General features: G+C 55.7%; 10 protein-coding genes. 9 read left to right on the top strand and 1 reads right to left on the bottom strand.

Translation table 11 applies throughout. The annotated features are described in order from the left end of the window. Positions 1–3 precede the first annotated feature (3 nt). The 7 genes from rsmH (at position 4) to murD (ending at position 8,698) form a co-directional block, all read left to right on the top strand. Complete coding sequence (gene rsmH / locus NeNHUV3_RS03555; protein WP_391482552.1) at positions 4–993, top strand: 16S rRNA (cytosine(1402)-N(4))-methyltransferase RsmH; 990 nt, start codon at positions 4–6, stop codon at positions 991–993. Positions 994–996: 3 nt separating this feature from the next. Next, positions 997–1,350 carry a cell division protein FtsL gene (locus tag NeNHUV3_RS03550; protein ID WP_048597854.1) on the top strand — a complete coding sequence of 118 codons (354 nt, stop codon included), beginning with the start codon at positions 997–999 and terminating at the stop codon, positions 1,348–1,350. Then, positions 1,347–3,140, top strand: a complete 1,794-nt coding sequence (locus tag NeNHUV3_RS03545) for a peptidoglycan D,D-transpeptidase FtsI family protein (protein WP_391482550.1) — start codon at positions 1,347–1,349, stop codon at positions 3,138–3,140. Before NeNHUV3_RS03550 ends, NeNHUV3_RS03545 begins: the two co-directional genes overlap by 4 nt. Before the next feature lie 74 nt (positions 3,141–3,214). Continuing rightward, on the top strand, positions 3,215–4,684 hold the full coding sequence (locus NeNHUV3_RS03540) for a UDP-N-acetylmuramoyl-L-alanyl-D-glutamate--2,6-diaminopimelate ligase (RefSeq protein WP_391482549.1): 1,470 nt from the start codon (positions 3,215–3,217) through the stop codon (positions 4,682–4,684). Position 4,685: 1 nt separating this feature from the next. Further along, on the top strand, positions 4,686–6,128 hold the full coding sequence (gene murF / locus NeNHUV3_RS03535) for a UDP-N-acetylmuramoyl-tripeptide--D-alanyl-D-alanine ligase (protein ID WP_391482547.1): 1,443 nt from the start codon (positions 4,686–4,688) through the stop codon (positions 6,126–6,128). 30 nt (positions 6,129–6,158) lie between these two features. Further along, on the top strand, positions 6,159–7,241 hold the full coding sequence (gene mraY, locus NeNHUV3_RS03530; protein ID WP_391483165.1) for a phospho-N-acetylmuramoyl-pentapeptide-transferase: 1,083 nt from the start codon (positions 6,159–6,161) through the stop codon (positions 7,239–7,241). A 56-nt stretch (positions 7,242–7,297) separates the two neighbouring features. After that, a complete protein-coding gene (gene murD, locus NeNHUV3_RS03525; RefSeq protein WP_391482546.1) occupies positions 7,298–8,698 on the top strand; it encodes a UDP-N-acetylmuramoyl-L-alanine--D-glutamate ligase in 1,401 nt (466 codons plus the stop codon). An 11-nt stretch (positions 8,699–8,709) separates the two neighbouring features. Here the strand turns inward: murD and NeNHUV3_RS03520 are convergent, their stop codons facing one another. Next, the gene (locus NeNHUV3_RS03520) at positions 8,710–9,888 is read right to left on the bottom strand and encodes an NAD(P)/FAD-dependent oxidoreductase (protein ID WP_391482545.1); all 1,179 of its coding nucleotides are present in this window, start codon (positions 9,886–9,888) and stop codon (positions 8,710–8,712) included. A 169-nt stretch (positions 9,889–10,057) separates the two neighbouring features. Between NeNHUV3_RS03520 and ftsW the strand changes: the two genes are divergently transcribed. Together ftsW and NeNHUV3_RS03510 are read left to right on the top strand one after the other, a co-directional pair. Then, entirely contained in the window at positions 10,058–11,224 is a 1,167-nt protein-coding gene (ftsW, locus tag NeNHUV3_RS03515) for a putative lipid II flippase FtsW (protein ID WP_334066152.1), read from the top strand. 3 nt (positions 11,225–11,227) lie between these two features. Beyond that, on the top strand, positions 11,228–12,337 hold the full coding sequence (locus tag NeNHUV3_RS03510) for a UDP-N-acetylglucosamine--N-acetylmuramyl-(pentapeptide) pyrophosphoryl-undecaprenol N-acetylglucosamine transferase (protein ID WP_391482543.1): 1,110 nt from the start codon (positions 11,228–11,230) through the stop codon (positions 12,335–12,337). Positions 12,338–12,355: the final 18 nt, after the last annotated feature.

Genomic DNA, 12,355 nt, shown 5'->3' with positions numbered 1-12,355 from the left:
TCAATGGGCGCCGCTTCTACACCGTCCGCTGATCCGCATATTCCCGTTCTTTTGCGTCCTTTGTTGGAGGCTGTAGCGCCTGTAGGTGGTGTCTGGCTTGATGGTACACTGGGGGCCGGTGGCTATACGCGCGGGCTCCTTGAAGCAGGTGCAGAGCAGGTGATTGGCGTTGATCAAGATCCGCTAGCACTTGAGATGGCAAAATCGTGGGCCGATGATCGCGTGACGCTGGTTGCTGGGAATTTCGCGAAACTTGATACTTATGCGGAAAATCTTGACGGCATTGTTTTGGACCTTGGGGTAAGTTCGATGCAGCTTGACCAAGCCGAGCGCGGCTTTTCGTTCATGAAGGACGGCCCCCTTGATATGCGGATGGCCCAAGATGGACCTTCGGCGGCTGATCTGATCGCGACATTGTCCGAAGCTGAAATAGCGAATGTTTTGTTTCTATATGGTGAAGAACGCGCCTCTCGCCGGATCGCAAAGGCAATCGTGAAGGCACGCGCTGCGGCCCCTATTACGACAACTCTTGAGCTTGCCGACCTGATTGCAGGTCAACTGCCGCGCTCAAAACCGGGTCAAAGCCATCCTGCGACTCGCAGCTTTCAAGCGATCCGCATTGCGGTGAATGGTGAGTATGATGCGCTTTATCAAGGTCTTATGGCTTCTGAGCGGGCGTTGAAGCCCGGTGGTAAATTGGCGGTGGTCACGTTTCACTCCACCGAGGACCGGATGGTGAAACGCTTTTTGCAAATGCGTGCGGGCACGACGGGTAATGCCAACCGTTATGCACCGGAGGCTGAACAAGAAATCCCTGCGTTTGCTCTGAAGTCTCGCAAAGCAATCGGGCCAGATGCGCAGGAACTTGAGGAAAACCCCCGCTCGCGCAGTGCAAAGCTACGTGTTGCAATTCGTAGTGATGCTCCGGCTGATCTGGCGGGCGAAACACTGGCGCCGCGCGACATTGGCATGCCGACGTTGGGAAGGGGCTAAGCGATGCGCACGTTGCTTTATATCAGCGCGGCACTTGCGGTCATGGGGCTGGCTTTTTGGGCCTACCAAGAAAATTATCGGACGAAAGATGCCTTGGCAGAGGTTCGTGTCCTACAGCGTGACATCGCTGAGGCGCGCGATACGTTGGGCATTTTACGTGGTGAGTGGGCATATCTGAACCGGCCTGAGCGGCTGCGCGATTTAGCCGAGATCAATTTTGATTTGCTGGGTCTTTTGCCGATGGAGCCGCAGCAATTTGGCCGCGTTGACCAGATCAGTTATCCTTCTGTGATTGCGCCGCTTGGGTTGATCACGGGCGCCGTTGATACAAACGCGACACTTGGGGACGCACAATGATCCGCACGCCACTTCGCCCCCTTGCTCGCATCTTGAAAGCCCGCGAAAGCGGCGAAAATCCTGATGCGATTGAACGCGATAACAAGCGTAAGCGTCACGAAGAAATGCGCGATCAGTCCCGCCGCCGTGCTGAGGGCAGTTTGGTGGTGTTGGGGTTGTTCTTTTTGACCGCCTTCGGTGCTGTGGGTGGGCGGATGGCGACGCTGTCTGCCTCGGATGTAGCAGAGCCGCGCAGCTCTGCGATGAATGTGCAAATCCGATCAAACCGCGCAGACATTCTGGACCGCCGTGGCCGCATTTTGGCGACAAATCACGACACGTATTCGCTGTATGCACATCCTCATCAGATGATTGATAAGGACGGCACAATTACCAAATTGCTTGAGATATTTCCTGATCTGAACGAGCAAAAACTGCGCAAGGAACTTGGCGGCAATCGCAAGTTTGCATGGGTTAAAAAACGGCTTAGTCCCGAGCAAAAGCAAGCCGCACATGATATTGGTGACCCAGGGTTGTTGTTCGGGCCGCGTGAGATGCGTCTTTACCCCAACGGCGCAATTGCGGCGCATATCTTGGGCGGTACGCGTTTTGGTGAGCAGGGCGTAAGTAGTGCAGAAGTACTGGGCGTTGCGGGGGTTGAGAAGTTCTTCGATGACCGTTTGCGCGACCCTGCCAAAGCCAATGAGCCACTTGAGTTGTCGCTTGACCTGACGGTGCAGGCAGCATCCGAAGAAGTGCTGTTCAACGGTATGAAGATCATGAACGCCAAAGGCGCGTCATCGGTGTTGATGGACGCAAAAACCGGCGAGGTGATCAGCGTCGTTAGCCTACCTGATTTTGATCCCAACAACCGCCCGCGTCCTTTGACGGTTGCTGACAAAGACAAAGACCAAAGCGACAGCCCACTTTTTAACCGCGCGTTACAGGGTGTGTACGAGCTTGGCTCGACGTTCAAGATTTTCACAGCCGCACAAGCTGTTGATCTGGGTATCGCTGATGCCGAGACCATCATTGATACAAAAGGTCCGATGCGTGTTGGAAGGCGTTCTATCGGTGAGTTTGAGAACAAGAACTACGGTAAACTTAGCGTGTCGGACATCATGGTGAAGTCTTCGAACCGCGGCACCGGACGTTTGGCGCTTGAGATCGGCGCAGAGCGTCAGCAAGAGTTCCTCAAATCTTTGGGCTTTTTTGAGGCCGCACCCGTTGAAACTGTTGAGCGTGGCACGCCTTTGCTGCCTCCCAAGTGGACCGAGTTAAGCACTGTGACCATCAGTTATGGCCACGGCTTGTCTACCTCACCCATGCAGCTTGCTGCGGGTTATGCGGCCATCGCGAATGGTGGCACGGCGGTCACGCCAACACTGTTGAAACAAGACAGCACAGTGCCGCTTGGCCCCCGCGTGATGTCGCCCGAGGCGGCACGCGAGGCGCAAAAAATGCTGCGCGCTGTGGTCACTGATGGCACCGCAAGTTTTGGCGATGTGCCAGGATATTCAGTTGCCGGTAAAACAGGTACGGCAGATAAACCAAAACCAACGGGCGGATATTATGAGGACCGCGTCATTGCGACCTTTGCGACAATGTTCCCAAGCCATGATCCAAGGTACGTTTTGATTGTGACATTGGATGAGCCCGAGATCATGGGGCTGGGTCGGATGCGTCGCTCGGCGGGATGGACTGCGGTACCAGTGACCGCTGAAATGATCCGGCGTGTGGCACCGCTTTTGGACCTGCGCCCAACTGTTGAACCTGCTAGCCTTGCGCGTGTAACACTGACCTCACAGTAAGGCCTTCGCGGCAGCGGCGCGCGGCTGTCAGGGCGGGACATCACTGGGTGTGTTTTTGAGGAGCATTGGCAGAAATGACGACTAAAACACTTTCGCAACTTGGGCTGACGGCGGCACGGGACGTTGCCATCACAGGGGTGGCTTTAGATAGCCGCGTCGTGGAGGCTGGCTTTTTGTTTGCGGCTTTCGCAGGTGCGCAAGTTCATGGGGCCAGCTTTATTCAATACGCGCTGCGCCAAGGGGCTGCGGCAATCTTGACTGACCCTAAGGGCGCCGAGATCGCCAAGGAAGAATTGGCCGCCTCTGATGCGGTGCTGATCGTAGCAGATGAGCCACGCCAAACGTTTGCGCGCGCCACCTCCCTTTGGTTCGGCGCCCAGCCCGAGACTATGGTGGCGGTGACGGGCACCAATGGCAAAACATCTGTTGCCACTTTTGTGCGGATGATTTGGGAAGAGATGAGCAAGCCTGCGGTTAACCTTGGAACAACCGGCGTTGAGGGGCACTGGACCGCACCGCTAGCGCACACGACTCCAGATCCCATTACGCTGCACGCGGCTTTGGCTGAGGCTACGCAGAACGGTGTGACATATGCGGCGATGGAGGCGTCATCGCACGGGCTGGATCAGCACAGGCTGGACGGGTGCCATATCAAAGTGGCGGGCTTTACGAACTTCACCCAAGATCATCTGGACTACCATGAGACGTTCGAGGCGTATTTCGCCGCCAAGATGGGTCTTTTTGAGCGCGTTCTGGTCGAAGACGGCACGGCGGTTATCAATATCGACGATGCAATGGGGCCGCGCGTTAAACAGCTTTGCGTTGCCCGTGACCTTAATGTGATCACCGTGGGCAAGGCCGAGGACGCAGACCTGCGCATATTGGATCACCGTCTTGATGCCACAGGCCAGACACTGCGGATCGCGTGGCAAGGTAAAGCGCGGACGCTGCGCCTGAACGTCATGGGGCAGTTTCAAGCAGAGAACGCCCTTGTTGCAGCAGGCATGGTCATTGCCGCAGGCGGTGCAGCGGATGAAGTATTTGACAGTCTTGCGCATCTTAAAACCGTGCGCGGCCGCATGGAGTTGGCCGCGACCCGCCAAAACGGTGCGGCGGTTTTCGTAGATTACGCGCATACGCCTGATGCGGTGCGATCGGCTATCGCCTCGCTACGCGGGCACATCATTGGCAAACTGGTTGCTGTCATCGGCGCCGGCGGGGACCGTGATATTACTAAACGGCCGTTGATGGGTGCGGCTGCGGCCGCGGCGGCGGATGTGGTGATTGTGACTGATGACAACCCGCGCTCCGAAGACCCTGCAGCGATCCGCGCAGCAGTCATGGAAGGGTGTCCCGATGCGATTAATGTGGCCGATAGGGCAGAGGCAATTTTGCGCGCAGTCGATATGCTGGAAGAGGGTGACGCCCTTTTGATTGCAGGCAAAGGTCACGAGACGGGTCAAATCATTGGTGCGGATGTTTTACCATTTGACGACGTGGAACAGGCCAGCATTTCAGTGGCCGCTTTGGACGGGATGATGTGAGATGAGCTTATGGACCAGTGCACAAGCGGTTGAAGCCACAGGCGGGGTCGCCCAAGGAAGCTGGGCCGTAGATGGCATTAGCATTGACACGCGCACGATTGAGGCGGGCGATTTATTCGTTGCTCTGAAAGACGTACGCGACGGGCATGATTTTGTGGCAGCTGCCCTTGCGGCCGGTGCGGGTGCTGCCATGGTTTCGCGTGTACCTGACGATGTGCCAAGCGATGCCCCACTTTTGATTGTTGATGATGTGTTGGCCGCGCTTGAGCGTTTGGCAGTCGCAGCACGTGCACGGACCGATGCCAAAGTTGTTGGTATCACGGGCAGTGTTGGTAAAACCTCCACCAAGGAAATGCTTCGCGATGTGTTGTCTGCCCAAGGGCGTACCCATGCGTCTGTTGCCAGTTACAACAACCACTGGGGCGTGCCGCTTACATTGGCGCGAATGTCTGCGGATACACAGTTTGCCGTCATTGAAATGGGGATGAACCACCCCGGTGAAATTGCGCCACTATCCAAGTTGACCCGCCCCCATGTGGCGATGGTGACAACAGTCGCACCTGCGCATCTTGAGGCTTTTGAAAATATCGAAGGCATCGCGCGTGAAAAGGCCTCAATCATTGACGGGCTGCTGGCAGGCGGTGTTGCTGTGTTGAACGCTGATATCGCGACGAGTGAAATTTTACAAAACCATGCGCTCAAATCAGGCTGCCAGATGCGGCTTTTTGGTGAAATGTCGTCTGCTTACCAATTGCGTTCAGCCCGCGTTTTGAATGACCTAACAATTGTGGAAGCCCGCATTGAAACAGACACAGGCACAGAAGACATTTTGTTCAAAGTGATGTCCGCAGGCACGCATTTTGCGATGAATGCGCTTGGTGCATTGGCAGTTGTGGATGCGCTTGGTGGCGATCTGGGCCGTGCAGCGATTGATATGGCACGCTGGCAGCCGCCTGCGGGACGCGGCATGCGCGAGCGGATTGTGCTTGATGTTGTTGATACGGATGCTGTGATCGACGTTATTGATGATGCCTATAACGCCAACCCTGCGTCCCTTGCTGCGGCCTTGGCGGTGCTAAGCAGTGCAGAGCCGCAAGATAATCTTGGGCGGGTCAGCTCAGGCAGACGCATCGCAATCTTTGGCGATATGCTTGAGTTAGGTAGCGATGAAATGGCCATCCACGCAAGTGTTGCCCAAGATCCAAATTTGGCCGCCGTCAGCAAAGTGCATTGTGTCGGACCGCGCATGAAGGCGCTTTATGATGCGCTTGGGGCACCACAGCGCGGGCGGTGGTACGAAACGGCCCAGGAACTTGCTGCCGAAGTGAGCCATATCGTCGATGCCGGTGATGTGGTTTTGGTCAAGGGTTCATTGGGCAGCCGTGTCACGCAGGTCGTTGATGCCTTGCGTAAATTGGGTCAAAGCACTACCAGTACCACCTAAATCCTGATGAAGAACGGGGACGACCACAAAATGCTGTATTGGCTGACCGAGCTTTCTGACGGGGGCGATTTTTTCAACCTTTTTCGCTATATTACTTTTCGCGCGGGTGGGGCGTTTCTAACGGCGTTGATTTTCGGATTTGTGTTTGGGCCGACGCTCATCAACGTGTTGCGCCGCAGACAAGGCAAGGGTCAGCCGATCCGCGAAGACGGCCCACAAGGTCACTTTGTTAAGGCGGGCACACCCACGATGGGGGGCTTGCTTATTCTTTCAGCTGTCCTGTTTTCAACGCTGGTTTGGGCGCGGTGGGACAACCATTTCGTCTGGCTGATTTTATTCGTCACAATGACGTTTGGGGCCATCGGCTTTGCGGATGACTATGCCAAAGTCTCAAAGCAAAATACCGACGGGGTCAGTGGTCGCGTGCGGCTTTTGTTGGGCTTTGTCATTGCGGGTATTGCTGGCTTTTGGGCCAGTCAGGTGCATCCGGACCAATTGGCCAATCAACTGGCGCTGCCGATTTTCAAAGACACGCTGATTAACATGGGCTTTTTCTTTGTGCCATTTGCGATGATTGTCATCGTTGGGTCCGCAAATGCGGTGAACCTGACGGACGGTCTGGACGGTTTGGCGATCATGCCTGTGATGATTGCTGCGGGTACTTTGGGTGTGATTGCCTACGCGGTGGGTCGCGTGGATTTCACCGAGTATCTTGATGTGCATTACGTGCCGGGCACCGGCGAAATTTTGATCTTTAGTGCGGCGTTGTTTGGCGGCGGGCTTGGCTTTCTTTGGTACAATGCCCCTCCTGCGGCGGTGTTCATGGGGGACACAGGTTCGCTTGCGCTTGGCGGCGCGCTCGGCGCGATTGCGGTGGCCACAAAGCACGAGCTGGTTCTTGGTATTGTAGGCGGTCTGTTCGTGGTTGAGGCGCTTTCGGTGATCATTCAGGTGCTTTATTTCAAGCGGACCGGCAAACGGGTTTTCTTGATGGCGCCTATCCATCACCACTATGAGAAAAAAGGGTGGGCCGAACCACAGATTGTGATCCGGTTCTGGATTATCTCACTTATTCTCGCGATGATCGGTCTGGCGACGCTCAAAGTACGGTAAGCTGTGAGCCGTCGGGCTTGGATATTTATAAACAAAAGAAAAAGTAGGGTGCGGCGATGATCCCTGTGCAAGGTTTTGAGGGTAAGCGGGTTGCGGTCTTGGGTCTTGGGCGCTCGGGATTGGCTGCGGCGCATGCGTTGGAAGAAGGCGGGGCGGAGGCGCTTTGCTGGGACGATAGTGAGCAAGGACGTCTGCGTGCCGAAGGGCAGGGGCTGTTGTTGCACGACCTGACCAAGCAAGGCGCGTTTGAGGACGTGTCTGCCCTGATCGTTAGCCCCGGAATTCCGCATCTTTATCCCGCACCACACCCTGTTATTGCGCTGGCGTGGGCCGCTGGCGTGCCCGTGGATAACGACATCGGGCTGTTTTTCCGCAGTTACGCTACCAACGATTGGAACGCATTTGACCGCACGCCGCAGGTGATCGCTGTCACAGGTAGCAACGGCAAATCCACAACATCTGCGTTGATCCATCACATTTTACAGGCAAGCGGCCGGCCCTCGCAGTTGGCTGGCAACATTGGCCGTGGGGTGTTGGACATTGAACCGGCGCATGACGGCGAAGTGATTGTGCTTGAGTTGTCGTCTTACCAAACCGAGCTTGCGCGCGCCTTGACGCCTGATGTTGCGGTTTGGACAAATCTAAGCGCCGATCACCTTGATCGTCATGCAGGAATGGGCGGGTACTTTAACGCCAAGCGCCGGCTTTTTGCAGAAGGTGGTCCAGAACGGGCTGTCATCGGCATCGATGAAATTGAAGGGCAGTTTTTGGCCAACCAGACGGCTACAGCTGCGGGTGAGGATCGGGTGATTTCTGTCTCGGTTGAGCGTAAGCTGACGTCAAATGGCTGGAGTGTTTTTGCCAAGAAGGGCTTTCTCGCGGAGTGGCGCAAGGGTCGCCAAGTCGCCAGCATTGATTTGCGTGGCATTGCGGGTCTGCCCGGTGCACATAATCATCAAAATGCTTGCTCTGCTTATGCCGCCTGCCGTGCGGTGGGTATCGGCCCGCGCCAAATTGAGGCCGCACTTCATACCTTCGCAGGTTTGCCCCACCGGTCCCAGACTGTTGCAGAGCACCGTGGAATTCGTTTTGTGAACGATAGCAAAGCGACCAACGTGGATAGTGCCGCCAAAGCGCTTCAGGCATTCCAAAACGTGCGCTGGATTTGTGGGGGCTTGCAAAAAGAGGGCGGTCTTAACGCGCTTCTGCCGCATCTTGGCAATGTTCAGAAAGCTTACGTCATTGGGCGCGAGGCAGAGAGTTTTGCGCGCCAGCTTAGCTGCGACGCTGCCGTGTGCGGATCAATGCAAGAGGCTGTCTCTCAGGCCGTAGCGGATGCGCAGGAAGGTGATGTTGTCTTGTTGGCGCCAGCGGCTGCAAGTTTTGATCAATACGACAGCTTTGAGGCCCGCGGAGATGATTTTGTGGATTGCGTCAAGCGTGTGGCCGCGGACTAGATGGCGATGCCTTAGCCCGCGATTGCTGTGCCCGCGGCCCATCCAGATGACCATGCCCACTGAAAGTTGTATCCGCCAAGCCATCCGGTAACGTCGACAACTTCACCGATGAAATAAAGCCCTGGTACGCTGCGGCTTTCCATTGTTTTTGAGTTGAGAGCATCGGTGTTCACGCCGCCAAGGGTCACTTCGGCGGTTCTGTATCCTTCGCTACCTGTTGGGCGCATTTCCAATTCGGTCAGAACTGCTTCAAGCTGGGCCAGATCATTGTCGGATTGATCGGCTAAATTTCCGCTAAGCCCCGCAATTTCTATGATGTAGTTGGCAAGCTTTGAGGGCAGATGCGCGCCCAGTGCTGTGTGAACGGCCATGCGGCCGGCTTGTTGACGCTGGTCTTTGAGCGCCTGCACAATGTCGAGCGCAGGCTCAAGATGCAGAAACAAGCTGTCTTTTTCGTGCCAATACGAACTGGCTTGCAATATGGATGGTCCAGAAAGACCGCGATGGGTGATCAGCAACCCTTCTTCAAAAGCGGCACCATTACAGCTGACCCGCGCATTGAGTGACACGCCTGCCATGGGCTTTAGGGCCTCCATGATATCTTGTCCGAAGGTAAGGGGAACCAGCCCTGCGCGGGTCGGCAACACATCAATGTCGAATTGTCGCGCAATCCGGTAGCCGAAGTCTGTAGCACCCATTTTGGGAATTGATTTGCCGCCAGTGGCCACAACCAAATTCGCGGTTGAGACGGATGTAAGCTTGCCTTCGTGCATTAAGGCTACGTCAAAACCGTTTTCGGTCTTGGCGATATGCTCAACAGAGGTGTTGAGGCGAATGTCCGCACCGCGCGCTTGGGTTTTGAGCAGCTTGATGATGTCCTTGGCGGAGGTGTCGCAAAACAACTGACCCAGCGTTTTCTCATGGTAGGGAATGCCTGCTGCGGTGACCATCTCGATGAAATCCCACTGGGTGTAGCGTGACAGGGCTGACTTGCAGAAATGCGGATTTGCACTCAGAAAATTCTGTGGCTCTGCGTACATATTGGTAAAGTTGCACTTACCCCCGCCCGAAATGCGGATCTTTTCACCAGCCGCTTTGGCGTGATCCACAACCATAGTTTTGGGGCCGCTGTGGGCGGCGCACATCAAGCCTGCGGCGCCAGCGCCAATGATGAGTGTATTAATTTGCATATCTGTTGAGTGGCCCAGGTTACGCGCGTTGGCAAGCGGAGTGCCGCTTGCCGTACTCAGAAACCTCAAATTCATGCGTAATTTCCGTAGAATCACATGTGGTTTCGTAGTAATGTATCCCTAGAGACCCCGAAAACGGGGCGATTGAGGCGGTTAGAGTAGGTAAACCATGACAGAAATGGTCTATGGCACGGTTCCCGTGCGTAGCGGCGATGCTGTGCTTCCACGCTGGTGGCGCACGATCGACAAGTGGACAATGTCGTGCATTCTGATCCTGTTTGGGATCGGTTTGCTGCTTGGACTTGCGGCGTCCCCTCCGCTTGCTGCCAAAAATGGCTTCGCTCCGTTTCATTATGTAGAGCGTCAGATCATTTTCGGATTTATGGCGATGATCACCATGTTTGTCGTGTCGATGATGCAGCCTGATATGGTGCGCCGCTTGGCGGTTCTTGGATTTATGGCTTCATTTGTTGCGCTTGCGGCTTTGCCTGTTTTTGGAACGGACTTTGGAAAAGGTGCGGTGCGGTGGTATTCGCTTGGGTTTGCGTCTTTGCAGCCGTCCGAGTTTTTGAAGCCCGGTTTTGTTGTGATGGCGGCGTGGATGATGGCGGCCAGTCAGGAACTTGAAGGCCCTCCCGGCAAATCCATGTCATTTATCTTGTGCGTCATGATCGTTTTGATGTTGGCGCTACAACCTGATTTTGGCCAAGCGTGCTTGGTTCTGTTCGGCTGGGGCGTGATGTGGTTTGTCGCTGGCGCGCCTGCGGTTTTGTTGATCGGTCTGATGGGGTTGGTCATCGCGGGTGGCTTTGTTGCCTATTCCTCAAGCGAGCACTTCGCGCGCCGCATTGATGGCTATTGGTCGTCCGAAGTTGATCCCACAACCCAGCTTGGCTACGCGACCAATGCTATACGTGAGGGTGGTTTTTTTGGCGTGGGTGTTGGCGAAGGGCAGGTTAAGCAATCACTGCCAGATGCCCACACGGACTTCATTATTGCTGTTGCGGCTGAAGAATATGGCCTCTTTTTAGTGCTGATTATTATCCTTCTTTATACCGCAATCGTGCTGCGCTCGCTGCACCGTTTGACCCGTGAACGGGATCCGTTCATTCGTCTGGCGGGTACGGGGTTGGCGTGCACATTCGGTATTCAGGCTTTGGTTAACATGGGTGTCGCGGTGCGGTTGTTGCCGGCAAAAGGTATGACCCTTCCGTTTGTTAGTTATGGTGGCTCGTCGTTGATCGCTGGTGGTATTGCAGTTGGGATGTTGCTCGCGTTCACACGCAAACGCCCGCAAGGTGAGATTGGTGATATCCTGTCCCGCCGGGGCGTGTAAGTCATGGCGGGCAAACCCCTCCTGATCATCGCGGCGGGCGGCACGGGCGGGCATATGTTTCCCGCGCAAGCACTGGCAGAGTCGATGCTTGCACAAGGCTGGCGTGTTGTTCTGAGCACAGACGCGCGCGGTGCGCGCTACGCCGGTGGCTTTCCCGCTGGCGTGAAAATAGAGCAGGTTAGCAGCGCTACTCTGTCGCGTGGTGGTATTTTGGCAAAAGTGTTGGCGCCGTTTCAAATCATTGCAGGGTGTGTGGGCGCAACTTTGACAATGCTGCGCGACCGCCCTGATGTGGTGGTCGGGTTCGGTGGTTATCCCTCAATTCCCGCTTTGACAGCGGCAACTTTGCTGCGTCGCCCTCGCATGCTGCACGAGCAAAACGGTGTGTTGGGCCGCGTGAACAAACTGTTTGCGTCCCGTGTAAGCCGCGTTGCATGCGGCACGTGGCCAATGAGCCTTCCAGATGGCATTGAGGGGGTTCCAACGGGCAACCCTGTGCGTGAAACCGTGCTGGCCCGCGCTGCAGCGGGGTATATTCCGCCCGGAGATTATCCCATGTCGATTGTCGTCATTGGCGGCAGCCAAGGCGCGCGTATTTTGTCTGATGTGGTGCCAGCGGCCATCGCGCGACTGCCCGAAAGTGTCCGCGCGAATGTGCGCGTCATCCATCAAGCACGCGGAGAAGACGAATCCCGTGTTACAGAATTTTACGCACAACACGGCATCACTGCGCACGTGCAGCCGTTCTTTGATGATATTCCCACTCTGTTTGCAGAAGCCCAGTTGGTCATCAGCCGTGCAGGCGCAAGTAGTGTAGCGGATATTTCAGTGATTGGTCGGCCATCGATTTTGGTGCCACTTGGCATCGCGACAGATGATCACCAAACCGTAAATGCGCGTGGGCTTGCAGAAGCTGGCGGGGCTGTGGTGATGACCGAAGATACTTTTACGGTTGAGGCGGTCGCAGCGCAGATCTCAGGTATTCTTAGCGATTCGAAAAAAGCAACTGCAATGGCGCAGGCGGCGCTTGGGGCGGGGCGGCCAGATGCGACCCAAGCCTTGGCTGATCTCACATTAGAACTGGCGCAAAGCCAGCACAAAACACAAAAATAAAAAGACGGTAGGCACTGA

The sequence above is a fragment of the Nereida sp. NH-UV-3 genome, from assembly GCF_042939535.1.
In the GTDB taxonomy this organism is placed as follows: Bacteria; Pseudomonadota; Alphaproteobacteria; order Rhodobacterales; family Rhodobacteraceae; genus Nereida; species Nereida ignava.
Note: the sequence above shows the minus strand (reverse complement) of the source record. Positions and strands in the feature narration are given on the sequence as shown.

Coding starts and splice junctions, on each gene's coding strand:
- rsmH (WP_391482552.1), top strand. CDS start 4: ATGGGCGCCGCTTCTACACCGTCCGCTGATCCGCATATTCCCGTTCTT.
- NeNHUV3_RS03550 (WP_048597854.1), top strand. CDS start 997: ATGCGCACGTTGCTTTATATCAGCGCGGCACTTGCGGTCATGGGGCTG.
- NeNHUV3_RS03545 (WP_391482550.1), top strand. CDS start 1,347: ATGATCCGCACGCCACTTCGCCCCCTTGCTCGCATCTTGAAAGCCCGC.
- NeNHUV3_RS03540 (WP_391482549.1), top strand. CDS start 3,215: ATGACGACTAAAACACTTTCGCAACTTGGGCTGACGGCGGCACGGGAC.
- murF (WP_391482547.1), top strand. CDS start 4,686: ATGAGCTTATGGACCAGTGCACAAGCGGTTGAAGCCACAGGCGGGGTC.
- mraY (WP_391483165.1), top strand. CDS start 6,159: ATGCTGTATTGGCTGACCGAGCTTTCTGACGGGGGCGATTTTTTCAAC.
- murD (WP_391482546.1), top strand. CDS start 7,298: ATGATCCCTGTGCAAGGTTTTGAGGGTAAGCGGGTTGCGGTCTTGGGT.
- NeNHUV3_RS03520 (WP_391482545.1), bottom strand. CDS start 9,888: ATGCAAATTAATACACTCATCATTGGCGCTGGCGCCGCAGGCTTGATG.
- ftsW (WP_334066152.1), top strand. CDS start 10,058: ATGACAGAAATGGTCTATGGCACGGTTCCCGTGCGTAGCGGCGATGCT.
- NeNHUV3_RS03510 (WP_391482543.1), top strand. CDS start 11,228: ATGGCGGGCAAACCCCTCCTGATCATCGCGGCGGGCGGCACGGGCGGG.